Raw genomic sequence first — 23,824 nt, 5'->3', positions numbered from 1 at the left:
TTTGACAAATAAGTTATTTTTCTTCATCACAGCTGTGTTCTTGACTTTAGCAGGCATTTAAATCAATCTGGCTGACTTATTTCAGCAATGTTACTTCCGGAGGAAGAGATTCCCATGAGCGACTACAAAAAGACGCTGCATCTCCCAAAAACAAAATTTCCAATGAAGGCTAACCTCTCCCAGAAAGAGCCAGAAATGCTCAAAGAATGGGAAAGCAAAAAAGCCTATGATGCAATGCTCGCTGCAAGCGGCGAGAATGGCGAGTACGTCCTGCACGACGGCCCTCCATACGCTAACGGTCACCTCCACCTTGGTCATGCACTGAACAAGGTTCTTAAAGATATTATCATTAAATCTCAGAACATGCAGGGCAAAAGAGCTCCGTATATTCCGGGTTGGGACTGTCATGGTCTCCCAATTGAACTTAAAGTAGAACAGCAGCTCGGCGATAAGAAAAAAACTATCCCTGAGCATGTGTTCCGTAAAGTTTGTCGCGAATACGCAGAAAAATTCGTTGGTATCCAGCGTAAAGAATTCAAGCGTCTTGGCGTCCTCGGTGAGTGGGAAAAACCTTACCTCACCATGCACCCATCTTACGAAGCAGCTACTGCTCGTGAGCTTGGTCGCTTTATGGAAAAAGGTTCTGTTGCTCGTAGCAAAAAGCCTATTTACTGGTGCGCTTCCTGTAAAACTGCTCTTGCAGAAGCAGAAGTGGAATACGACGATCACGTATCTCCTTCCATCTACGTACGTTTCCCTATGAACGACGCACGAGTGAAGGAAGTGTTCCCTAAAGCTGATCCAGCAAAAACATTTGCAATCATCTGGACAACCACTCCGTGGACAATTCCGGACAACATGGCAATTGCTCTTCACCCAGAGCTTGAATACAGCCTTGTTGATGTAAATGGCGACTTCTACCTGCTTGCTTCTGCACTGGTTGAAGAAAACGCTAAAACCTTTGGATGGGAAGGCTACGCCGTAGTCGGCACCACCACTGGTGAACAGCTTGAAGGCATTATTGCTAAGCACCCTATTTATGACCGCGAAGCTCCAATCTGCCTTGGTGATCATGTTACTACCGAATCCGGTACCGGTTGTGTTCACACAGCTCCGGGTCATGGTCGCGAAGACTTTGAAGTTGGTCAGAAATACGGTCTTGAAATTTACTCCCCAATGGACGACGAAGCTCGCTTCCTCGACTCCGTTGAGTTCTTCGCAGGTCTCACTATTACCGAAGCTAACCCTAAGGTAATTGAGAAACTTGAAGAAGTTGGCAACCTTCTTAAGCAGTCCAAGGTAAAACACTCTTACCCACACTGCTGGAGATGTAAAAAGCCTGTTATCTTCCGTGCTACCACTCAGTGGTTCATCACTATGGAAGCTAACGATCTTCGCAAACGCTCCCTTGAAGCAATCCGTAACGATGTGAAATGGATTCCTACATGGGGTGAAGAACGCATCTACAATATGGTTGAAAACCGCCCTGACTGGTGTATCTCCCGTCAGCGTATGTGGGGCGTACCTATCATCGCACTGCTTTGTAAAAGCTGTGACGAAGCATGGTACGATACCGACTGGGTTAAAAGCATCGTAGAGAAATTTGCAGCACATAAAACAGGTTGTGACTACTGGTTTGAGTCAGATATTGCTGATCTCGTACCAGAAGGTCTTGCTTGTCCTAAGTGTGGCGGACATCATTGGAAACGCAGCAAAGACATTCTCGACGTTTGGTTCGACTCCGGCACAAGCTTTGCCGCAGTTGTAGAACAGCGTCCAGAACTCAGTTTCCCTGCTGATATGTACCTTGAAGGCTCTGACCAGCACCGTGGTTGGTTCCACAGCTCCTTGCTGGCCTCCATGGGTACACGCGGATGTCCTCCGTACAAAGAAGTTCTTACTCACGGCTATGTTGTAGACGGTAACGGTAAGAAAATGTCCAAATCTGTGGGCAACGGTATCGAACCAGAAGAAGTTATCAAAAAATACGGTGCAGAAATTCTCCGTATGTGGGCTTCTTCTGTTGAATATCGCGAAGACATCCGTATCTCAGAAGAAATTCTGAGCCGCCTTGTTGACGCATACCGTCGTATTCGTAACACAAGCCGTTATCTGCTTGGCAACATCAGCGACCTTACTGCTGATGCGCTTGTTCCGTTTGAAGAAATGGAACCACTCGATCGCTACGCAGTTGACCTTGTATGTCGTGCGCATGAAAGAATTCAGGCAGCATACACCGAATACGAATTCCACAAGGTGTACCATACCTTGCATAACCTGTGCACAACCGATCTTTCTTCTTTCTACTTAGATATCCTGAAAGATCGCCTCTACTCTTCTGCTGAAAACAGCAAAGAGCGACGCTCTGCACAGACTGCAATGCTACACATTGTTACTTTGCTTGTTCGCAACATGGCTCCAGTTCTCAGCTTCACCGCTGAAGAAGTATTCAAATACATCCCTGAAGGCCTCAAGCCGGAAGTGGAAACAGTATTTGCTCTTTCTTCTAAAGATCTGCAGTTGTTCTCCATCAGTGATGAAGAACGTGCAAACTGGGAAACCATGCTTCAGGTTCGTTCTGAAATGACCAAAGCAATTGAGCCTGTACGTAAAGAAGGTATTGTTGGCCATCCACTGGATACCCACATTACTTTGTACATGGCAGCACCTATTGCTGAAAAACTTGAAGCGCTGAAAACTGACTTACGTTCTAACTTTATCGTTTCCCAGCTTTCTACAGCTGCTCTTGAAGACGCTCCGGCAGATGCTTTTGCATCTGATATCGTTGAAGGTCTTAAGATCACAGTTGCAAAAGCTGAAGGCGAAAAATGCGAACGTTGTTGGATTTACAGTAACGAACTTGGCAGCAACAGCGAACACCCTACTATTTGTCCACGTTGTACTAACGTACTTCAGACAACTGAGTAATCAAATACATTTGCCTCCGAGGGCTGAGGCTTTGCCTTAGCCCTCGCGAGAATTTATTTCTCGCATGCGTTATTACGATGACGATTTCTCACACACCTCTTGCTCTACAAAGTAAAAGTGTTGGAAAAAGTCTAGGGAAAACTTACTACAACAACCTTCCCCTTTCTCTATCTACAAGAGTTATGGGAAGAATAGTTATTAAGTTTCCCTCAATTACCGGAGGCAACTGATTTTGTCATAAATTTAAGAGCCTGCCGGACTTGCGTCGGCAGGCTCTTTTTATATATGCTTCCGTACCTGGAGGTTCCATGCGCACTCGATATCTCATCGTCTACGGAATTGGTCTTTTTTCCATTATTGCAGACCAGTTCACCAAATGGCTTACTGTTCAACACATTCCTCTCTGGAGTGGCTTCCCTGTTATTCCTGATTTCTTTAACCTGGTGCACGTACTCAACCGCGGTGCAGCATTCGGATTTTTGAACAACACAGAAACCAGTTGGCAAATATGGCTCTTTAGTGGTGCGGCAATTGCTGCCTGTATTGCTGTCCACCTCATGGCACGTTCAGCAAAGCCCAATAAGATTCTTTTTACTGCACTCGGACTTATTCTCGGCGGGGCGGTTGGTAACCTCATCGATCGTATCAGAATCGGTGCGGTTATAGACTTTCTCGATTTTTACTATAAAAATTACCACTGGCCAGCATTCAACGTGGCAGACATCTGCATCTGTGTTGGAGCAGGCTTAATGCTATTGACCTTTAAGGACATTCCATAGGGAGGACCCGTGACTGATTTGCTACCAATATTTAACGTATTTTCAGCGTCTGATATGCATCCCGCGCTGTTAGCCTTGGCTCTCACTCTTCCCATTTTGCCTAATTTATGGTCTATTTGGCATTCCTATAAACATGAATTTTCTTCACCAATGGAAAAATATGGCTGGATGCTGGCTGGCGTAATGCTGCCAGTTATAGGTGGAACACTCTACCTTCTATTCGGCTTTCGACGTACCACCGGACTTGCCTCATGGGCGAAACCACCTCAACAGAGAGGATAATCCATGCGAATTGCTATTCGTGTTACTCTTGTATGTATCAGTACCCTCTTCCTGCTCGCTTGCGTTAAACAGGAACAGGTTAATCTCTTAGAACGAAAGCTGTCTCAACAAGAGCAGCAAATTCTAGCACTCAACAACTCACTCGGTTCAACTTCACAGGCACTTGATACTGTTCGTCCAGAACAGGCTGATATCTGGTCTGAATTGAAAGGCATGAAAGTATCCTTAGCAACACTGGAAGGACAACTTGAAGATGTACAAACCGAAACAGGCACTGTGCCTACTCTTGAAACTGATGTAGCAAGCATCAAGCAGCGTATTGCGCAGATGGAAGGTGCAATACGTATGATGTCTTCACAGCTAGGTATTGAAAACCACCTTCCTGTGTCATCAACAGCAGTACAGCCAAGGGCAGTTAATCAGCAGCCTACAGGCTCCGGAACCATGCTTCCTACTCAAAATGGACAGGTAGTTCAGGGCACCCCACCAATGGTACCTGCACCAGTTGTTCCAGCTACTCCTCCCCAGAAAGTAGCACCTGAAGACCTTGCAGAAGCATTATACAAAAGTGCGTTACAGGCATTCAATGAACGCCGCTATCAAGACGCACAGCGCATGTGGAGTGAATATGAAAAAACGTACCCCAAATCAAAACTAGCTGCGAACGCGAAGTTTTGGCAGGGTGAAGCATATTTTCAAATGAAAAACTACCCGCGTGCAACTCTGGCTTATGAGGATGTTATTAAAAAATATCCTAAAAGCAATAAGTACCCTCAGGCCTTATTAAAACAGGGTCTCAGTTTTCTTAAACAAGGCAAAAAGAATGCCGGTAAGTTCCGCCTCAATCAGCTCACAGAGAAATTCCCGAAATCAATTGAGGCTAAACGCGCAAAGCAGGAACTTGCTAAACAGTAAGTGCAATATTGGTTAACATCATGACAAAAGAGTACCGTAAAAACGTTCACCTTACATTTCCGCCGACCATTTCCGGTTCACCTGTTATCTGTGACCTTACCCGAATGTTTGATCTATCTTTCAACATTCTCAAAGCACAGATCACCCCTCGTAAAGAAGGGCATATGACCGTTGAAATTATCGGAACCAAAGAAAGTTACCTAAAGGGTATCGAGTATCTGGAAAAAAACCGCATTGTTGTAACACCTGTTACTCAGCGAATCTCACGCGATGAAGATTCCTGCATGCACTGTGGTATGTGCACGGCAATCTGTCCTAATGGTTCTCTTTATGTTGATCGTGAAAAGCGCGTTATCGTGTTTGATATTGATCACTGTACCGCTTGTGGCATGTGCGTAAAAGTCTGCCCTGTTAACGCTATGCATATTGATGCTGAAAACGGAATGATCTAACACCGGAGTTGTCTATGGAAAAACGAGAATTTGCATCCATCTCATTGTACCTCAAAGGCCGTTTACGCCTTCTCACAGATAAAGATGAGCCGTCCCGTTTTTCCGGTTTCGGTCTTTCTGATTCCGCAGCGGATGCTGAAGAACTCACGAACTCGCATACGCCGGAAGCTATGGTTTCGTTTCTGCTCAACATGAATACAAAACTTGATGCTATTCTCTCTCATCTGAAACATGATCAACTTGAAATGGACTTTCCAAGCCCAATTGAAGTTATCGAGCTCAGCGGAGCGGATCTTACCATCAAGAACACACATGGATTAACTGAAGGCACGCACATTGAGTTGCTAGTCTTCTTAAGTGACTTCCCACTGAGTGTTGCAGGCGCTTGCGGGCGTATCAGCAAGGCAGACAATGAAACTGCCACCGTTGAATTTGACAGAATCAGCGCAGAAGACAGAGAAAAAATCGTTCATCACGTTTTTGTTGAAGAACGAAGACAAATCCGAACCCAGCGCCTTACGTAATAGCTGTACACACAGCCGTACAAAGGCGCACTGGTTATCGTAATAAATAAGCCCTCGTGTTGATTTCAACATGAGGGCTTTTTATATGTCCATATGCCTCCCGCGACATCACAATATGCTCCAATCCCCTGCAAGCACCGCTTGCAACAGGAAAACAACGCATAAGCCGTTGCTTTTCAGACAATAATTATTCATAGTTACACCGTTTCTAAGAGTATTTCTTTATTTTGCACATCAACGACGCCTCAGGGGGACCTTTTCTATGAATACTTCAGACACTTCTGTAATGGATGAAATTCTCAATCGCGTTTCCAATCAGCTCGCGAACAGTATTACCCAGACCATTACCAACAGTGTAGAAAATACCCTAAGTGAGCACCTGACCCAGTCATTGCTGGAAGGTGAATTCTACAAAAAACTCAGTGTAGAAATGCACGAGGGTCTTCAGTCTATTTACTCAGAAATTACTGCTCCAGATGAACAAGAACAAAATGCCTCTGAAGAAAAGAAAGCTACACAGCTTTTCGGAGAAGCTTCTGAGCAGCTGGATGCTGTATATAAAACTCTTGAGAATGCCACCGATGACATTATGACCATTGTTGAGCAGCAGATTCAAATGCGTGAATTAGCCCTTGCTCATCTCCAAAGCGCACAACGCGCTCTGCCGGACAACAAGGACTTAGCCGCTCTTACTTCTCTTGAAGACAAACTAAGCCAGAATATGAATGAAATTATGACTGCGCTTAGCTTTCAGGATCTCGCAGGACAACGCATCCTTCGCATCATCGGTGCCTTACAGAACCTAAAAACTACAGTATTTGATCTCTACTCCACCAGCGATTTCATTGCAGTTAAAAAAGCCGAAAAAGATTCACAGTCTAAGCAGACTGATCTTACAGATAAAGTTGAAAATTCAGAACTCAAGGGACCTAGCGAAGTTTCATCACAATCTGACGTAGATAATTTACTCGCATCCCTTGGACTTTAGAATTTACAGGATGGGGATTACTTTTTTCTGTATTTCTTGTATGTTACCTTCTGCATCAATTCAGAAGGGCTTATAAATAGCCACAGACTGTACAAGAAAAAACGCTGAGACGTGCATCTATAGTAACTTTTTGACGATTTGCAATTGACAGTGAGTTACCAAGGTGTTAGCTACTCTTCCTCAGCACATAGAGGGCCTATAGCTCAGTTGGCAGAGCCTCCGGCTCATAACCGGCAGGTCGCAGGTTCAAATCCTGCTAGGCCCACCAGAGATTACAAGGATTTACGGATTATTCCGTAAATCCTTTTTTCTTTTCTGCTACCCTAATGCTACCCAAGCATACATTGCTACCCACCTATCAAATAAGAAAAGCTTCAATCCATCATGATCGAAGCTCCTTATGTTTACACAGTCTTAGCTTGCAAAATTTCTTTCTCTGCTTCTTCAGCAGATATGCCCAGCCGGTAATATTGAGAAAGGCTCTCTGCCGCTCCTTTGATGTTACCAGAACAAGCAGCTTGTTTCTTATACGCTATCGCCGCACAAGCAAGTCTGTATTTTTTGCTTAACCAGTACCGCAGATCGTGGGAGAAAGGTCTTTTCTTCCATTGCTTGCAGTGTTCGCGTTCATGTACATGCAGCCCTTTGTTCTCACGATGGTCTGGACGAGTTACCACAATGTTACAAAACACCCTGCATCCGGCCTGCCATTTCTTGAGTAGTTTGTTGGAATAAACAACTAACAAGGCTTGCTCCATCTTTCTTTTACAGCAGCTATGTGATCAGGGTGAGAGGTCGTGCCGTTCTGTCTATCATGAAATTGCATATCGAGCTGTTCACCGATCGGTAAATAGGCTTTAGCCCGCAATTCCCTATACCCACCGTTTACGTACCACTCTGTTGCCTTAATCCATTCAATGGAAGGAGTTGTTTCGGGGGTATCTAAAAGCTTCACATCGATGTAATAGCATTCTACATCCTTCCAAAGTTCGAGGAGCTGAATACGTTCCGACACGCCTTTGCCGAGCACTCGTAAGAAGTTATCAGGGTAAAACATATTTCCTCCCTACGCCGGAATTCCGGTATCGTAAGACATTACACCTTGAAGTACTACATTTCCGTTATCGTCGGTAGTTGTTGTTAAATAATCAGAACCGTTTTCATCTAAAATGTGATTATCGCCCCAATCCATGCCTCCATTATAAATAAGCTCCTTAAATCTAGCTTGCATCCAAAGTGTTCCTTCTCTCGGAAAGAGTCTAAAAAGCACAGCGATGGAATTAGGTTCCGGATAGCGTGGATTTAATGATTGATAGCGGCTAGTTCCAATGGTTCTAGCGAGATGATTATCAGCGCTTGCCAAAATTGCAGCCCAGTTTGAGTTTGTTCCGCCATTAACAGTTGGGACATGCCCAATTAAATCATGCACCAGACTGCCAGTACCGCGCCCATAGGTTGCAAGAAATAAAACCTTCTCATCAGGAGTAGAAAAATTCACGTCAGAATGATCTGGACGCCAAACGCGGGCAGAGGCTTGGTACTTTGCACGTACCGAAGCATTACGCCTCATGTCTTCTTCAGATGTATAGCCAAGCACAGCGTATGACGAACCAACATTTATTATTGCGTAGTTTTGTTGTTCATTAAAACGATATTCAAGCGAGTTTGCCTCATAACCAATAGTAAACTCCTGCCAAGTGTCGTCAGCTTTTCTGACTTCTAATGTAGACAACCCTCCCACCACTTTATCAGCCATCTTTAAAACAAGACGAGAAACAGTCGTCCCTGCATCATCGAACCGTGCATCACCCAACAACTGACTCTTCCACTCCTTACCTTTCCAATAACCAACATTAAAAATGCCATATGAGTTTAAAGGAATAATAGATGATGCTTCAGGCGGTAAGCTAAATTCATTGTCATACATAGTGGCCTGACCTCCACCCCCCGTAAACCACTCACCATGATAGCGAAAAATAGCAGCTTCATCGTTTAACCCATAAGCGGCAGATTCAATAGAAGCATAGACTGTATCTGCTCCATCCATGGCTACAACTTCACCACCCTGCATCATCAGGTAGTAATCCATTTCTTCAAAATCCCACGGCGCGGTTGATAATGCACCACTCCAAGTAACTGTTTTAGTGGATTCATCGTATGTAGTTGAGAAATCACCTAGTACGACCCACGGAGAGTCGTCATTACCGTAATCTTGCTTAACACCTATACGTATTTTTGGTGTTATCGGATTATATACATGGTGAAAAACGATTGTGAGTACATCATTACGAGAAATAGTTGGAGGATTGTAACCAGAGCCTCGCCATGTGCAAGCTCGAGCTTTAAGAAAAATTTTCCCTGCGCTAAATTCTATTACCTTTTTACCTGCATATTTAGGGTAAACCGCAGAACAACCTCCAAGCAAATACTCTGTCACATCACGCGTCCCTACTTGCTGATCAGCAGGGTCTATAGATTCTAAACAAACAAGAACCTTATAACCCTTGCCTGTCGTAAAGTCCCAACACACATCTCCATACGTGGGATGAAGTCTAAGCTGTCGCCAAATGTGATTAACTACGTATGGTTCACCAGAGTCCCCAAATGTTATCGCTACCTTACGCCATCCGTTTATTGTTTCTTTTACACAATCATTCCAGTTAGGTGTCTCCCCTTCTGCAAAAGAAATCCCTGTCAATGCCCCTACTGTCCACCCTTGCACGTAACCAACACCAGTGGCGGTAATCGTATCTGACGATACAAATTTCCACTTTCCGCTTTTGCCTACAACCTTACCGCCAAAAATATTTTCAATTTGGGCTTGTAGTATCGCTTCATGATTCGGCAAATACTCAGGCATAGCTCTAATAGTATCCAACGCTTGTTGCTTTGCCGCGTCAACGGAAGATACACCCTCGACCTTATGCGTATCCACAAGAGCAACCGCAGAATCACGAAGACTCACTACACGGTTGTACTGGCTATTCCCTTCTGTTGTTATACGCGAAGCTTGCTCGTTACCTTCTGTTTCAACACGGCTATGTTGCTTATCACCTTCCGTTTCAACACGACTGTCTTGCTTATTCCCTTCTGCAAGAATTCGCTCAACTTGCGCATCGCCGTCGTTATTAACCTGCACTCGCTTTGCTTCTGCATCATCAAGAGCCTTATTCGATGCGACAAGAGCAGTATTTGAAGATTCAAGTGTTGCTGTAGCAACATTGACAGCATTATTAATGTCAAGCTGCGCTTGTTCTATAGCGTCCAGCATCTCACCGGCGTTTGCCACTTTAGTTTTTTCAGTCCCTTCTGGGTACGTAACGGAACGATTCGCCCGTTCTTCCAGTTGCTGAATCATCATCACGATACGATCAAGCGCACGGTTCAATGCACCTTCAGGAATAATCCCGTTTGCAGGAATCTGGAGCAGCTGGGTAAAATCCACCTTGCGGATCACAGTTACCCGAGTCCCACTAGCAGGCTGGGTGACGAGCGCAACTTTGCCCCCTGCCTCGTTACCGGCCCCGGTAACAGTGTAGTCCGTTCCTAACGTTTTCGGCGTGATCTCATACAAAACCACAAGATCATCTTGATCGTAAAAAAGAAACGGAACCTGAATATCACCGCCGGAGTAGATAACCGTCACAGCGTTTTTGTTGTTCTCTAACATGATATCCACCTTGTCCTTTCCGTAGTTTGTGATAAAATTTTAAAATATTTTTTTAAGGAGTACCGCATGAGATATTTATTACTTATTTTCTTACTTAGTTATGCTGTGCCTACCTATGCAGGCACATTTGGAACTCAAGATGTAGACTCATCTGTCGACTGGAAACATAAGTGTTCAAAACCCCAAAAACCTTCTTTTACTGTTTCAGATGTTGACTCGTATAACTCTGCTGTTAAGGATTTTAACGCCTACGTTTCGGAAATAGAGAGCTATATCAATTGCGTAAATCGCGAAGCTAACTCTGACGCTCAAGATCTAGCCAACGCTGTGCAAAAAGGGGCACAACGTGCAGTTGATGATGTTTCAAGCGCTCTAGAATCCGCGAAATCAGATCTTGAAAGCAAAAAAAGCATCATCAAATAGCCACGCATAATTTATTTGTTAGGTTCAGGAATTAGTGGGTTGATGATCGTACCCTCGCCGCTCTCTAGTTGCTCCATGCCTTTCTTGTAGCGTCGTGCAAGCTGGGAGGCAGGGACACGGGTTGCGTAGGAACCAAGATGGAACAGCGACCACAGCATTCGCTCGGTTTGTTTGTCGTCTGGATTTTCTAGAAACGCCCAACCTGTTTTTAAAGAGCGTTGCACTAGTTTTATTCCTGTCATAGCCGGTGTCTTGTCTGCATCAAAGGAAGAGAACACAGAAGAAACAAGCGGAAGCCCTGCGAACTGGTACATCGCTACACCTGCGCCCATCTCCAAAAGGAAATCGAGAACCGTCTCATCGTCATCCGGATCAGGAGCATTGCCCCACATAAGCGCAAAGGCCAGTTGCATAGCGATAGGTGGGAAAATCTGGTCGTACAGAACATACTTGGCGTACTCTACTTTCGTCATTTTTCCGGCCTTCATGGCTCTAAAGTGGTGCCGCTGTCGTGCGCCAAACGTTCGGACGGTGTAAGTCTGAAACATGGAGAGCATACGCATTGCGCCTTGATGCCGCTGCCACATGGTTTGATCTATGGCCTGAGAGGAAGGCTGAGACTTGCGAATAATATCGTCCGCGTAGAAGACAGCCTGCTCCATGTCCTTGCCGTTACGCATGGCCTTTTCGTATGCAGTCACCCACAGCGTGTAGGTGGTTGCCATGTCTGCCACACGGATAGGCCAGAAGCCCAGATCAACCGCGTCTTGATGGCTCAACTCTTTGCCGAACACTTCAATCGTCCGCACATCGGTACGGAACTTATTCGCCATGTCAGAAAGTTCCCTGTCCATAGAATTAGCGCGATCACGCATAAACGGTGACACTTCATGAATCCATTTCATATGGTTGCGTGGACTCGTGGACATGACAGTTTTCAGTCCCTTGCAGAACTCTTTCATACCAATGTCATGCACACCACCAGGAAGGGAAAACACCTGCTTTGCAGCAACGCCAAAGTTCCAGCCAAGAATAAACGGAGTCGCAGCAGTTCGCAGATCCTCACCAAGACGCTGCCAAACATCACGCACTGGTTTTTCCGGCTTTGCAATCGACTTCAAATGTCCACGTACTGCATCATATGCAGCACTACCCATCACATCTGTATACCCGCGCTCCCACTTCTGATGACGAGTAAGCCTATCCGCAAAACGTAACGCTTCTGCATGGGTCACGTAGTGAATAGTGTCGTACAAATGCTCTACTGCAACATTTACAGAAAGCTTTAACGGAAAGCCTGGTGCCTTTGCTTTACGTCCCTTCGTAAAGCCGGAACGTGCGGCAGGAGTCTGGTTAATTGCTTCAGCACGGGAAATAAGCTCATCAAGCTCAGTGTACTGCTTTACAAACTGAGTTTGCGGCAATGTGCTGTCATAGACCGCAGGGAAATAGCCGCCTTGATACTTTTTAATCTTACCGCCGCGCTCGATGCCAAACGGCAAAGCTTCAGTTTTGGACATGTTGAAACCGTTGAGCTGCTTATGCACCTTGTCTATTTCTGGATACAACGTATCCACGGCATCCCAGATTTGCTGAATGGCATCCCAATCCTCATGGGTGAGCATACTCTTCAGGTACGAAAGCACTTGGTTTTCTTTAAAGTCAGGATAACCGCCATACACTCGCTCAAGGTTAGAAGTCGTACCTGTTTGCAGCATGAGCCCTAAAATAGAATCAGCAGTCCACTTACGATTGTCTTCCTGCAAAATGGCAGGCACGGGAAGTTCAATATACTTCTGTCCTTCGAGGTGAACATCTGAGCCTTCTCCAATCTGCTTGCGAAGCTCATCTGTAAGCATAATACGGGTAAAGCTTTTGCCGTGCTGCTTTTCCCACTTCCGCGCTGTCCTACGAAGGTGGCGAAGTGCAGGTTTTATTTTCACCTGCATATCACTCCACATACGAGACTTGTTATTTTGAGCTTCAACCAGCGGATCAAAAATCATGGAAATATTGTTGCCACGCACCCCGTCTTTTCCGGTGTCATTCTCGGTATCGAAAGATGAAAAGAGATACTGAAGAGTATCGAGGGAGGCCACAAATTTGTCTTTTGCATCCATCACCTTGCGCATTACTGTTCCGTATTCATGCTTTTTGCGCTTACGTCCTTCTGCATCCTTCGTACATGCCTCTGCTGCGTTGTCTATACGCTCCTTAGATACACGCTCGTTCTCTTTGGATTGTTCGCGGCCTTGGTGTTGCAAATACTTCAGGAGATCATCAAGAGTGCGAAATTCATCCACAGTAAGATCAACCCAGTTCACCGCCGTACTCCCTTCCACAAGCCACTCTGGGAAAGACGGGGCGGTTTCCATAATGTCGTTCTGGCTTTCTATGAGTGTTTTCAAGCTACTCATATGATCCGGACTAACCGGCACAAGAGATTTGCCACCAAGATTAAACCGTTGAACCAATACGCGGATATGGTCGCGGTAATGGTTATCCATTGTTTTACTTTTAGCGAACCGTTTAGCGCGGTCTGTAATCTTCTTTACTTCCTCACGCACACGTACAGACTCGCCAATAAATTCATGAGCCATACGCACTTTTTCTAAATGAAAAGCCTCTGCATTTGCATTGCGCTCTACAGCTGCTTCTTCACGCAACTTGCTATGCTTACGCATGGTATGCTGATGGACATCATACCGCATGGCCTCACGTACTTTTGTAGCTGCGCTGGTGTTCTTCACAAAGCTACGCAGGTACTCACGTGGGCTGTAGGTCTTGCTTCTAATCTGCTTGGCAAGCATGGCGTTGTATTTTTCCAAGTACAGCCCGTAGGACTCACCAGCGAGAACAATTTCATCCGGATTTGTCTGTGCTTCTTCATACGCAAAAAACTCGTCAGCAAGTTGATCTACACGCTCTTTGAAAGAAGGAGCATCAACCATGGCATATACCATCGCATCTGAGTCATCATAACCGTGCTCAGTTGCGGCATCATCACCATGCAGGCCATCTTTTTTAATCAGCCCGCGGTGTTTCTGACGAAGGTCTTTAACGGTATCTTTCCCGTAGTACTCAAGCATATAAGCTTCATCTAAGCCCCTACGCTTACTCATCCATAAGATTGCTTGATACACAGGTTCATTTTCCACAACAGCCCGTGCGTCTTCCTTTGCTTTACGCATACGCTTGTTACGATCACGCAGGGTTGCCCTATCCATAGCGCTTGAAGTTTCACGCTCTGTTTGTGCCATAAACTTTTCTAAATAGGCTATGTCCTGCCCGTCGGCCTCTATATCGACAAGGCGTTGGCGCTCTACGGCAACCATCTCGTTCACGTATCGCGCTTCTGCTAGCTGCTCATCAGTGGCAAGCATACGGTCGAACACATTGCGAACGTCATCGTTAATTTGAACGTTTAGCCCCTTAATGTCTTTATAGATGCTCACAAGCCATTTACGAAATTTATGGAAAACCTGCGCCAGTTCTATAGAAGGCGCTTCGCCTTCCCGTAGATATGCTTCAAAACCACGGGCAAAGGTTTCGTGCTGAACCGTAGAGAGTGCGCTCCCATCAGGGAGCTTTAACCAGCTCCGCAGGATAGCCATGTCCTTTTGCAGCTGAGGAGGAATATTGGGAACGGGATCGGCCTTAACAACAGTTCCAAGGCGCTCTTTCTCTTTGTTGTACTCGTGCTCCAACGCTTTCAAGCTGGCAGAGAAATCAGACTGAATTGCCATAACGCGCAATCCGATCTCCATAGTGTCCCAGCCTTTAACCTTGTCTGCATACAACACGCCTTCCGGATCACGAGCGTTTTCGCTGTCGCTTGCAGCCTCGTCCATTTGAACGCCCAGCTGTTCCTCTTTTTCAATCATCCCTTCTAAAGCTGGTGATGTGGCTTCCTGTTCAAAAACCTGCGCTTGTCCAGTAACCCTCGACATCTCAGCAAGGAACACATGAGCACACTCATGCAAAAAAGTAGAATTGTCTGAAGTAGAAGCAAGCTTGATGAGGTATTTGCTATCTGGAAGAAATGACAAAGAACCGCGTTCGTCCTGCCAGAGTCCGGCCTGTGCATCAGAAGTGACGTTTTCACCCACCTGCAGGCGCTGCATAAAGTCTACACCGTCGAGGCCGTAGCTTTCCCATGCACGGGCAAAAGCAAGTGGCACATGTGCCATCTGCGCGGCATCATCTTCATGCACTCCCTGTTCCACCAACCCCGCAACAACTCGTGATTGTTCCGAGGCAAGAGCATCGTCCCGTTCTGTACTAGTTACGTACTGATTAAAAACGCGCTCTGTTTCGCCCTGCCAATCCAGCTGCACACTTTCGGCTTCTGACATGGCAAGAGGGTCTGCTTTCAAATGTGGAATAAGCAGGTCGCGTTCGTTCTTTGTTAAATTTTGCATAATGGAGCGCACTGGCAAGGCGATGGTTTTACCCTGATCAAAGGCTTCTTTGAACGCTTCCGGAGAAACTTCCAAACGAGTAACAATATCCATCAAGGAAGCTGGTTCTTCGCCTTCCTCTACGGCTTTGCCTGTGTCGTGCTGCAAGCCTTCCTGAAAGAGCGTCACAAGCTGTTCAGCATCAACAAATTGCTCTTTGGCAGATTCAGGCAGTACAGAGTCTACAAATTCACCCAATGTTTCCGGTGAACGCTCTGCAAGCTTGCTCTCTGTTACAGCTTCAGAAAGAGCACTTAGCCGTGCAGCATTTTGAGTTCCTTTATGGGCTGCTTCTGCCTTCTTACCAACTTGCTCTGCTGTCTTTGAAACAGCACCGGATGCACCAAGCAAAAACGCTCCTGGTATCACATCCACATTTTTCAGGCTGGCAACAACGTCTTGAATAATGCCGTCCATATCCTTGCCTTTTGCAATCGCAGAAAAGGCCGCTTGAAATGGCTCTTCAAGATATTCTGTTACCCCTTCAGCACCACCGGCAGCAGCACGTCGGGCAAGGTTTTGCACAATAGTTTTGGTAGGAATCTTCTTTGTAAGCTCTTCAAGACCAATTTTGTTCAGCAAGCCGACCACTACACCAAAACTGGTTGCCGCTGTCCCTGCGCTAGCCTGATCCACATCATCACGTACAAGATCTTCGTACAACGATGCAGCTTCCTGCAAGCCACCAACGACAGAAGGCACAGCAAGACTGCCACCTGTTGCAACGTATGCAGCAACCATAGGTAACATGCTGGAAGCAGCTTCACCAACTTGTGTAACAAGGTATTCGGGGTTCATTAAAAGCTGTGGGTTATCCCACAACGATTTCTGCAAATGCTCAGGAATTGCCAGCAGCTCAGAATTTAAGACTTCATCATTTATGTACTTGGACTGAGCAAGAAAGAAATCCTGCCCTTCCTCAAACAATCCACCACGCTTAAAGCCAGTAAGCTGCTCAACGCCCTTCGCTGCGCTATCAAAGGCATCTGAGAAATATGCTAACGCTTGGTTCCCAGACTGAAAGAGTTTAGGAACAGCGCGGCCTGCTGTTTTACCTACAGCACGAAATACATTTGCCTTCTGCTCAATCCCTGCAAGTGCTTCCACATCATCATGCGCGACACTCGCTTTTGCGGGGTCAGCCATAAAAGCCATTGTGTCTGTTGCACCAACCCATTCAAGGTGACGCTGCATACGCTCTGCTTTGTCCTGCCCAGACATATACGCATAGTTCTTTTCAACCAGATTAGGAGACATGCCTTTGTGCTGTGCAATTTTCTGAGCATCAGCAACTACATCCGGATTACGTGTAGCAGCCTGCTGCATGGCAAGTGCAGAACTTGCCGGAATGCCTTCAAAGATTGAATCATCAACTCTCAGCTTTTCAGTCTGTTGCAGCTGTACCGTAGGGGCCGTGTCAGGAATTCCCTCAAAAATAGAATCATCAACATTGGTGATATCAAGTGGCATTAGAGAATTCATCCGTTACCCCTTCTTTTGTGTTAACCGTGCGTACACCTGCATAACAGACTGAGGAGTAACAACTCGTTTCTTTGCTTGAAGCAGTGACACAACCTGCTGAAGATGCTCTTCCGGTAAACGCTGATACACAGGAAGCCATGCTTTGTTGTGCGAAAGAAGTTGCTTTTCATCTTTCACATCAACACCCAGAGCCTTAGTTGTGACCATAATTTTGCTCTGGTTTTCTTCGCTTACATCCGGCAAAAACTCGGCAATTTTCTGAGAAGCAATTGCTTCAGCCCGGGTAAGGTTTTTATCCCCCCAGAGCGTCCCACCATCAGGAATGATACCTTCCTGCTCCATGTATTCACGAAAGGACACGTTCGTTTCCTGTTCTTCTACCAAGTTGCGAGGGTTCCGTTCTTTGTAGAACGACTGCAAAACCGCATGGGCATCATTAAACTTTCGCATCTTTTCTTTGTTGCTCAAATCCTGCTTGAATCCAAACTGAGCAAGAATGCGGTTTGCTTTTCCAATGGTCAGCGCTGGAACTTCATCCTTATTCACCTTGCGAAGCGTTTCTTCTAGCTGCTGTTGATGCTTCAACGAAATGCCATCGTATTGCAGACGCAAATCTTCTACCTTCGTAATATCTTTATCTAAGATAGACTGTTCTACTTTTGCGAGCTTAACCATGTCTGTTAACTCGGAAGGATTCAAAATGCTGTTTGCCTTTTTGTAGATTTCTTCACGCATCTGCACAGGTGCGGACTCGACAATTTTCATAAGCTGTTCGGATGCCGCGCCCCTGTTGCTTGGGTCAACTTCTACTGAATAAAGCTGCGCAACGAGATCTTTCTTCGTGGCCTTCTCTGCTGCTGCAATTGCGGTTGTTTCTTCCGAACCACGTAATTTCAAACGCTGCACAACCTTGTCATGCAATGCTGGATTATCCGCGTACTTTTCATGCGCGTAATCAAGGTTTTCCTTCAGACTCTTACCGTTACCAGCAAGCTCGTTTGTAATCGCAAGGCTCTGGGTTGATGTGACCTTGTCCTTATGCTTCTCAGCGTAGACAGATTTCATGGAACCGCTGATGCCGTACTTTCCTGTCTGCTTCAAAGCTTCTTCCGGAGCCTGATCGTACAAAGCTTGCCATGCTGTTTTCTTCATACCAGCAACTTCAACCATGAACATCTCACGCTGCGAGGGAAGAACCGCGCCAGAGGAAACACCCAGATCAAAGTTCTGCGTTGCCTTAGCTACGTGGGTATCTATGTCATACGGAGTATCAAGCATCTCCTGCTTGAGCACTGCCATCGAGCCGGAAAAGTTATTCTTAGCAACGGTGAGTTTCCCTTGATGTTCTGCAAAGGCATGAAGCTTGTTCTTGCTGCCCAGCTGCCCACCGCGATGCTGCTCCAAAGCATGTGCAACTCGCGGGTTTAAGTCGGAAGAAATTTCTTGCCACTTCTCCTGCTCTGCCTGCTGAAAATCGCGTGTAAGCCCCGCAGCAGACTCACCTTGTCTTTGTGCAGCCTGTGTTTCAAACTCAAGATTCCACGCATCATACTTGGTTCTTGCTGCTAAAAACTGATCGTTATCTTGCCGCGTACGTTCTTTCTCGCCAATTTGCTGTACCACTCTCCCAAGCGCGTTGATGCCTTGCCCGAATGCAGCACCTTGCTGAAGATTTGTTACAGGTGCGTCAGAGAGTTGTGATTGCTTGCTAGAGGTGGGAATTTTAACCATATGAACTCCTGCCTATCGAAGAAGAGAATACGCGTCGCTACCAGCCTGCGCTAACCCGTTAAACATGGAAGCAGTGTTGTTTGCTCTGGCCTGATTTTTAAAAGCCGTACCCTTTGCTTGGCCTCCGTAATACGTGGCAAGAGCATCCATTTCCATGTCCACCATGGTTTCTGCGAGCACATCAGAAGGGGTGCCACCATCATCAAGCTGCACACCGCTTGCACCATAGCTTGCTTTCTGGGTGGACATTAACTTTCGATACTGGTCTTTTGTGGAAGCAGAATTGTAAGCACCAACTTTTTCTGTGTACTCAGCTTGCGAGGCCGCCATATTTCTTTGGCTATTCATAGATGCAGCTGTTCCACCGATTCCGGCTAAAACACTTGCCGCCATCAAGCCTTCGGCTATCCCGAAAGAACTCGCTGCGGCTGCTGTACCTGCTGCTGCCGCACTTGCAGCACCTGCGGCTGCCGCGGTTCCCGCTGCGGCTGTGCCTGCTGCCGCTGCACCACCCGCTGTGCTTGCTACAGCAGCTGCGGCTGTCCCAACCATAACTGATGCCATAATTTACCTCTCTTCCTCTGGTAAACAGATACGCGCATACAGGTACCTATCCATCAAATTGTAACCAGTTGCTCTGCAAAGCCCTTCACGCTCAAAACCTAGATATTCAATAAAACGAACAGCCCTTGCATCTTCCGGATTAACAAGCGTTTCAAAGCGAACAACACCATGCCGCATAGCGCGTGCAAAATACGCTTTGCTCACCTTGAGTGTTACAAGCGGGTACAGTTCCAGAAGCGTACTCGTAAGTAAAAAGACCATGGAGGTTTTTCCAAAAACGAAGCCACCAAGACACGCGATAATATGCCCGTCATCTGTTAAAAGTGTTGAAGCATAAGGTGTAAGTGCAAGTTCTTTCCCATGCGCAACTAAATCGATACCTTCTAAATTTTTGCAATCACTTGCACGAAGCTCTATTTGCAAAACATCTTCTGCTTTGAATGGTCTGATTGTTGGCATCTATGCTGTAACCTCAACTTCTCGAATGAGAGCTAAGAGAGAAAACGGGAGAGGATCGTCACCAAAAACAGTTACTCTGGGGTTGTTCTGCCAGCCGGTACCAATTGAAGAAATTTCTAAATCGTCGGTTAGCGGTTCAACGGGCTTGTTCATGGCCTTGTTAACGCTACGAAGAAACGTATCGCGCTCTTTATCATCACCAACCTTGTAGCTCATCCCAACAGACTTATAGACTCGGATAATTACTTTTGAGAGACGCTTAATCGCACCTTGTCCTGTGCCTTCTGGGTGTCCACCTTCTGGCTGTAATGGCGTTACCCGATATGAATACCCAAGCCCCACAACAATCTTCCGTGCAGCTGCATCAAGAGTAATTTTCCCGCCCGTTACAGTTCGCGCCTTTTGAACACCGCCATCTGCCAGCACTTGCACTTCCATGCCTTCTAAATGATCAAGGCCGGAAAGCTCCTGCAGCGGCTCTCCTTCATACGTCAGGCCGCAATCAACAAAGAAACAATTCACATCATCCAAGCGATTGCCCTGCCACGGGGAAGCCATTTGCTCGATGCAGACTTTTCCATTTCGTTCCACAGCAAACCAAAGCTCCGTGTAGTCCTCTGCACCGTTAGCACAAATGGAAACCACCTTTCCCTGTGTTTCGTGCCTATGCCACGCATACACCTGCTGATCTCGAAGGTATGTCATAGCTGCAAGAGTTCCATCATCGAGTACACTCCAAACGATGGAGTCAGGGTCTTGCTGCCATGCCATTTGCTTCACTTGTGGACGTAGCAAATGTTCAGAGAGCAACGAGGCTTCAATGGGAACAAAACCGTCTTGCTCAAGGTTGTAGATGAACTCGCGCATCTTTTTGCGATCACGAGACATGAACAACACAGCGGAGCCAATCAGCATAGGTGGTACGTTAGCAGCGCAACCGACGTTGCTGTATCGTGTGGCCTGCACATCTGTAGGAGAAATTGCAGCGTTACCGGAGCCTTTAAGCGTCCATTCGCCACCACTGGTAAGAACAACCATGTTACGAGCCGCCACCATTCCCCGAATCTGGTTCACCTGATCAGAATCGAGACTAAATCCTGCGCCAGAATCATCTTCCTTTGCTTCACCGCCCATCTCTAAAAAATTACCTGTTGCTGAGAACCAGAGCTTTTGAGGATGGTTCGGGCATCCACTCCACCAGGTACGTTGCTGATGTAAATTAATTCGAGAAGGCCAGTTTCCTACCTCCCATTGCTCTGGTTGGTTTGTGAAAATGCATTCAACAAGCTCAAAGACATCTGAACCGCTACGAATAATTTTTTGCGGTTTGTGGTTTCCATGGCACATAAAGAGCACGTCAGCAGATTGAGCAAAACCAAGTTCATACACTTCTACCGCCGTGTATGGCAGCGCAAGTTCAAGCGGAGCACCGTCTTTCATTACCTGTCCGCCATCACGCCAAAAGCGCACATAGCCATCACCAAATTCAAGTACATATGTTTGAATGTCGTTGAAGGAAAAATCTTTAAGCCGAGGATTGCTACTGCCTTCCTTCGCATGGCCTCGAAAGATCGTGCCCATTCTTCGAGTTGCTCCGCCATGAGGCCACACAATGACGTTTTGCAGTTCCTCACAGGCATTCGCGCGTTTCTGTAAATCAACGTGGCCGGCAAGACGAGGAGACCACTCCCCAGAGGTGAAATTTGTTTGAATCAGTCTAATTTTGGGCATAACGTCTCCGGCCTCGACCTAACTTAATCTCTTTCCAACGATGGGTACGAACATCTTGAGGTGTCTTTTCTCTGGAAGTCGTATGAATCGCACGTTTCAACTTTTCCTGTGCTTTCACTTCCAGCCGGTCTGCCAAAGTTTTCTTTGAACTGATCGGTAATGCGATACGGGCAGCAAGTTCATATACAATCGCGTCTTCTAACGCCGCATCAAACAGTTTCGTTTCAGTGGAAACGTATTTGATAGAGAGGCTTTCCGCATTGCTGAGAATTACACCACTCTCAATTGAATATGATGTTTCAGGGTGCACACTCACTAAAACCGCATAGTCTACTGGAAGAAAATGTGCGTACTCATATTCCCATGCTGGGGAATCTTCGCTGCGGTTGAGCTTTTCCCGTTTCATGCAACAAGGCCAGTGGTGCGCCCGAAGCACAGCATTGCGTGCAGGAGTCCAAGAACGGTTAACCACTTCAGCATATGCAGAGCCGTCATCTTGTGCGGAAATCGCCGGTGCATTCACTTCACCGAGCGCCCTGTTGATAATATTCAATGTGTCTGACATGGCGTTTCCTTATGTGCAGGGAGCTTTCCCCCTGCACTTTTCAAACTGAACTGCTAGAGCTTTACGATTGCCTCTTCGAGAACATCTTTATTTTCTTTGTCTTTCACCATCTGTTTCAACTCTGCGATTGAAACTAGCTGGGCAGTTGCATCTTCCGCAGCTTTGGCTAGCGACTTGTTTTCATTTTGCAGTTCCGCCACAGACTGAAGCGCTATGTCGCGCTCCTGCTCGATGATGCTGACCCGCTCCTTCTGGCTCTCAAAATCTGCAAATAAAACTTCATGTGTTACTTTAAGTACTTCGAATTCATCGCTGAAAACCTCTACGGCTTCGGGACTTTTCTTCGCATCTTCCGGATAGACCAACAGCGTTTTACCTTCTTCATCCATCGCACCCCAAGACTGCGCGGAAACAGGTTGAAAGAACTCCACAACCTGTCCCTTCTCGCACATCTGCCCGTCATAAAAGCAGCGTTTTTTAGCAACGAAGTGTGGCATTCTGGATGCCTCCTATCGTGTTGCGTAAGGGTAGACGTCCACTTTGCCGACACAGGCTCCGTCGGACACAAGCTCGCCCTTAACAAAGCGCTTTGTCTGCGAAGGCAGTACGGCCTCACCGAGATGCCCACCAGCCACGTAAGAACCTTCATGAAAGGTCACACGACAGACTTCGACAAAAGTACCGTCCACGGTGTCGCAGTCCTTCACCACAAGGTGCAGAACCTTTCCTGCAGGAATGGACACAGCGGTTTTACAACGCACAGTCACACCCGTGCCACCAGCGGAACCAGAGATAGGTGAAGGGTCACCCGTCAACACGGTTGTTCCGGTGTTCGGCAATGTGGCATCCTCACCCAAATACTCCCCGAATTGCGGGAGTCTGTTATCAAACATACGCATATGCAGCTTCTCCTACAGGTCGATGTGCTGATCACCAGCATCTGTGAAGTTGAATGAAGTCTGGATTTCCACGCCGTTCCAGTGTGTGAACGTGCGGTTAATGTCCTTGGTATCCGTTGTTGTCTGCATGCTCTTGCCTTTGTGCTCGTTAAGCAGCGTCTGGCATTTAGGGTGGCAGAAAATGAAGGTCTTTGAAGAGTTGGACGCACGACAATCTGCAAGCATGTCATCGATCATGTCGGCTGTAGGTCTGTTTGCTTTGTCGATGTTTGTGATTGCGGCAATCTTTTGAGGGTTCGCAAGCAGCAGCCCCATGTAGGCTTTAAGCGCAAGCCCGTACACAAGCACGCCCTTGCTGTCCTTGTAGAGCGCACCGTTGTTTATCGGCACCGCATCCATGACAGCTCCCATCTTAAAGCCTGCCGGAGAATACAGGCCGCAAAGCTCGTCCTGTGTGAAAGTTACAGCGATCATAGTGTAGCCATCACCAGTTGCACCAGCGCCCACAACCTTTTTGTGCTCCAAAGCGTAAGGCAGAAAGTTGTTGTAAATGATGGCAGTTTCCGCGCTCATACCGGAATCACGCTGTGTTTTAGGAAGCTTGCTAGAGAAGTATTTTTCTTTACCGCCAAAGGCCACGGCACGGTCTTGAGGCACTTCAATTTCGCCGCCAAGGATTGCCAAGTCGGTCTTTTTAATGTCAGCAGAAACGCTCATGGCTGGCAGTGGCGCGTTCATGTCTACCCAGCCTGCGCCCTTTACGCCTGCCAGTTCTTCATGGTTATGCCAAAGCTCATGCGAAGAAGGTGCAAACGGAATGGTCCCAAGAATCGGCGCCTCTTCCGTGATCGTGTCCACCTGTTTCGGCTGCTTTTTGCAGTGCTCGTTGCTCAACTCTTTAAGAGTCCCCATCATAAATTCTTTACCCATGCTGATACCTCCGTATCTGCGCTGTTATGAAAGACGGTATGC

Annotated in this window: 20 protein-coding genes and 1 tRNA gene; 9 read left to right on the top strand and 12 right to left on the bottom strand. The window is 46.6% G+C overall.

Annotated features, from left to right (window positions below; genetic code table 11):
• Positions 1-114 precede the first annotated feature (114 nt).
• From ileS to MKHDV_RS00635, 8 genes are all read left to right on the top strand, one after another.
• The gene (ileS, locus tag MKHDV_RS00670) at positions 115-2,928 is read left to right on the top strand and encodes an isoleucine--tRNA ligase (RefSeq protein ID WP_160711221.1); all 2,814 of its coding nucleotides are present in this window, start codon (positions 115-117) and stop codon (positions 2,926-2,928) included.
• Between the two features lie 308 nt (positions 2,929-3,236).
• Complete coding sequence (lspA, locus tag MKHDV_RS00665; RefSeq protein ID WP_160711219.1) at positions 3,237-3,707, top strand: signal peptidase II; 471 nt, start codon at positions 3,237-3,239, stop codon at positions 3,705-3,707.
• A gap of 9 nt (positions 3,708-3,716) precedes the next feature.
• Positions 3,717-3,989 (top strand): PLD nuclease N-terminal domain-containing protein, encoded by a 273-nt coding sequence (locus MKHDV_RS00660; protein WP_371415989.1) that lies wholly within the window; start codon positions 3,717-3,719, stop codon positions 3,987-3,989.
• 3 nt (positions 3,990-3,992) lie between these two features.
• Positions 3,993-4,904 (top strand): tol-pal system protein YbgF, encoded by a 912-nt coding sequence (gene ybgF, locus MKHDV_RS00655; RefSeq protein ID WP_160711217.1) that lies wholly within the window; start codon positions 3,993-3,995, stop codon positions 4,902-4,904.
• Between the two features lie 20 nt (positions 4,905-4,924).
• The gene (locus MKHDV_RS00650) at positions 4,925-5,356 is read left to right on the top strand and encodes an NIL domain-containing protein (protein ID WP_160711215.1); all 432 of its coding nucleotides are present in this window, start codon (positions 4,925-4,927) and stop codon (positions 5,354-5,356) included.
• Between the two features lie 14 nt (positions 5,357-5,370).
• Positions 5,371-5,880, top strand: a complete 510-nt coding sequence (locus MKHDV_RS00645; RefSeq protein WP_160711213.1) for a hypothetical protein — start codon at positions 5,371-5,373, stop codon at positions 5,878-5,880.
• A 262-nt stretch (positions 5,881-6,142) separates the two neighbouring features.
• Positions 6,143-6,868 carry a protein phosphatase CheZ gene (locus tag MKHDV_RS00640; protein ID WP_160711211.1) on the top strand — a complete coding sequence of 242 codons (726 nt, stop codon included), beginning with the start codon at positions 6,143-6,145 and terminating at the stop codon, positions 6,866-6,868.
• Between the two features lie 192 nt (positions 6,869-7,060).
• Positions 7,061-7,136, top strand: a tRNA-Ile gene (locus MKHDV_RS00635).
• A 136-nt stretch (positions 7,137-7,272) separates the two neighbouring features.
• On the opposite strand, the gene MKHDV_RS00630 is transcribed toward MKHDV_RS00635, so the two are convergent.
• Genes MKHDV_RS00630 through MKHDV_RS00620 form a run of 3 tightly spaced genes read right to left on the bottom strand, consistent with a single transcriptional unit; the run spans position 7,273 to position 10,538 of the window.
• Positions 7,273-7,614: a hypothetical protein gene (locus MKHDV_RS00630; RefSeq protein WP_160711209.1), complete on the bottom strand. Its 342-nt coding sequence runs from the start codon at positions 7,612-7,614 to the stop codon at positions 7,273-7,275.
• Positions 7,608-7,925 carry a hypothetical protein gene (locus MKHDV_RS00625; protein WP_160711208.1) on the bottom strand — a complete coding sequence of 106 codons (318 nt, stop codon included), beginning with the start codon at positions 7,923-7,925 and terminating at the stop codon, positions 7,608-7,610. Before MKHDV_RS00625 ends, MKHDV_RS00630 begins: the two co-directional genes overlap by 7 nt.
• 9 nt (positions 7,926-7,934) lie before the next feature.
• The gene (locus tag MKHDV_RS00620) at positions 7,935-10,538 is read right to left on the bottom strand and encodes a hypothetical protein (RefSeq protein WP_160711207.1); all 2,604 of its coding nucleotides are present in this window, start codon (positions 10,536-10,538) and stop codon (positions 7,935-7,937) included.
• Positions 10,539-10,604: 66 nt separating this feature from the next.
• Between MKHDV_RS00620 and MKHDV_RS00615 the strand changes: the two genes are divergently transcribed.
• The gene (locus MKHDV_RS00615; protein WP_160711205.1) at positions 10,605-10,961 is read left to right on the top strand and encodes a hypothetical protein; all 357 of its coding nucleotides are present in this window, start codon (positions 10,605-10,607) and stop codon (positions 10,959-10,961) included.
• Positions 10,962-10,972: 11 nt separating this feature from the next.
• On the opposite strand, the gene MKHDV_RS00610 is transcribed toward MKHDV_RS00615, so the two are convergent.
• The 9 genes from MKHDV_RS00610 to MKHDV_RS00570 are packed head-to-tail and all read right to left on the bottom strand — an operon-like array spanning position 10,973 to position 23,782.
• Positions 10,973-16,903, bottom strand: a complete 5,931-nt coding sequence (locus MKHDV_RS00610; protein WP_160711203.1) for a hypothetical protein — start codon at positions 16,901-16,903, stop codon at positions 10,973-10,975.
• A gap of 3 nt (positions 16,904-16,906) precedes the next feature.
• Complete coding sequence (locus MKHDV_RS00605; RefSeq protein WP_160711201.1) at positions 16,907-18,634, bottom strand: hypothetical protein; 1,728 nt, start codon at positions 18,632-18,634, stop codon at positions 16,907-16,909.
• Positions 18,635-18,646: 12 nt separating this feature from the next.
• Positions 18,647-19,198, bottom strand: coding sequence for a hypothetical protein (locus MKHDV_RS00600; RefSeq protein ID WP_160711199.1), 552 nt, complete (start codon positions 19,196-19,198; stop codon positions 18,647-18,649).
• A gap of 3 nt (positions 19,199-19,201) precedes the next feature.
• A complete protein-coding gene (locus MKHDV_RS00595) occupies positions 19,202-19,657 on the bottom strand; it encodes a hypothetical protein (protein ID WP_160711197.1) in 456 nt (151 codons plus the stop codon).
• On the bottom strand, positions 19,658-21,388 hold the full coding sequence (locus MKHDV_RS00590) for a hypothetical protein (RefSeq protein WP_160711195.1): 1,731 nt from the start codon (positions 21,386-21,388) through the stop codon (positions 19,658-19,660).
• Positions 21,375-21,953, bottom strand: coding sequence for a hypothetical protein (locus tag MKHDV_RS00585; protein WP_160711193.1), 579 nt, complete (start codon positions 21,951-21,953; stop codon positions 21,375-21,377). The genes MKHDV_RS00590 and MKHDV_RS00585 overlap by 14 nt, the downstream gene beginning before the upstream one ends.
• Before the next feature lie 53 nt (positions 21,954-22,006).
• Positions 22,007-22,450, bottom strand: coding sequence for a hypothetical protein (locus MKHDV_RS00580; protein WP_160711191.1), 444 nt, complete (start codon positions 22,448-22,450; stop codon positions 22,007-22,009).
• A 12-nt stretch (positions 22,451-22,462) separates the two neighbouring features.
• Entirely contained in the window at positions 22,463-22,852 is a 390-nt protein-coding gene (locus MKHDV_RS00575) for a hypothetical protein (RefSeq protein WP_160711189.1), read from the bottom strand.
• A gap of 12 nt (positions 22,853-22,864) precedes the next feature.
• On the bottom strand, positions 22,865-23,782 hold the full coding sequence (locus MKHDV_RS00570; RefSeq protein WP_160711187.1) for a major capsid protein: 918 nt from the start codon (positions 23,780-23,782) through the stop codon (positions 22,865-22,867).
• Between the last annotated feature and the right edge of the window lie 42 nt (positions 23,783-23,824).

This window comes from Halodesulfovibrio sp. MK-HDV (assembly GCF_009914765.1).
GTDB lineage: Bacteria > Desulfobacterota > Desulfovibrionia > Desulfovibrionales > Desulfovibrionaceae > Halodesulfovibrio.
The sequence above is the reverse complement of the archived record's forward strand: the minus strand, read 5'-3'. Positions and strand labels throughout refer to the sequence as shown.

Coding starts and splice junctions, on each gene's coding strand:
- ybgF (WP_160711217.1), top strand. CDS start 3,993: ATGCGAATTGCTATTCGTGTTACTCTTGTATGTATCAGTACCCTCTTC.
- MKHDV_RS00625 (WP_160711208.1), bottom strand. CDS start 7,925: ATGTTTTACCCTGATAACTTCTTACGAGTGCTCGGCAAAGGCGTGTCG.
- MKHDV_RS00645 (WP_160711213.1), top strand. CDS start 5,371: ATGGAAAAACGAGAATTTGCATCCATCTCATTGTACCTCAAAGGCCGT.
- MKHDV_RS00610 (WP_160711203.1), bottom strand. CDS start 16,903: ATGAATTCTCTAATGCCACTTGATATCACCAATGTTGATGATTCTATT.
- MKHDV_RS00605 (WP_160711201.1), bottom strand. CDS start 18,634: ATGGTTAAAATTCCCACCTCTAGCAAGCAATCACAACTCTCTGACGCA.
- MKHDV_RS00575 (WP_160711189.1), bottom strand. CDS start 22,852: ATGCGTATGTTTGATAACAGACTCCCGCAATTCGGGGAGTATTTGGGT.
- MKHDV_RS00585 (WP_160711193.1), bottom strand. CDS start 21,953: ATGTCAGACACATTGAATATTATCAACAGGGCGCTCGGTGAAGTGAAT.
- MKHDV_RS00570 (WP_160711187.1), bottom strand. CDS start 23,782: ATGGGTAAAGAATTTATGATGGGGACTCTTAAAGAGTTGAGCAACGAG.
- MKHDV_RS00580 (WP_160711191.1), bottom strand. CDS start 22,450: ATGCCACACTTCGTTGCTAAAAAACGCTGCTTTTATGACGGGCAGATG.
- MKHDV_RS00615 (WP_160711205.1), top strand. CDS start 10,605: ATGAGATATTTATTACTTATTTTCTTACTTAGTTATGCTGTGCCTACC.
- MKHDV_RS00600 (WP_160711199.1), bottom strand. CDS start 19,198: ATGGCATCAGTTATGGTTGGGACAGCCGCAGCTGCTGTAGCAAGCACA.
- MKHDV_RS00640 (WP_160711211.1), top strand. CDS start 6,143: ATGAATACTTCAGACACTTCTGTAATGGATGAAATTCTCAATCGCGTT.
- ileS (WP_160711221.1), top strand. CDS start 115: ATGAGCGACTACAAAAAGACGCTGCATCTCCCAAAAACAAAATTTCCA.
- lspA (WP_160711219.1), top strand. CDS start 3,237: ATGCGCACTCGATATCTCATCGTCTACGGAATTGGTCTTTTTTCCATT.
- MKHDV_RS00590 (WP_160711195.1), bottom strand. CDS start 21,388: ATGCCCAAAATTAGACTGATTCAAACAAATTTCACCTCTGGGGAGTGG.
- MKHDV_RS00595 (WP_160711197.1), bottom strand. CDS start 19,657: ATGCCAACAATCAGACCATTCAAAGCAGAAGATGTTTTGCAAATAGAG.
- MKHDV_RS00620 (WP_160711207.1), bottom strand. CDS start 10,538: ATGTTAGAGAACAACAAAAACGCTGTGACGGTTATCTACTCCGGCGGT.
- MKHDV_RS00650 (WP_160711215.1), top strand. CDS start 4,925: ATGACAAAAGAGTACCGTAAAAACGTTCACCTTACATTTCCGCCGACC.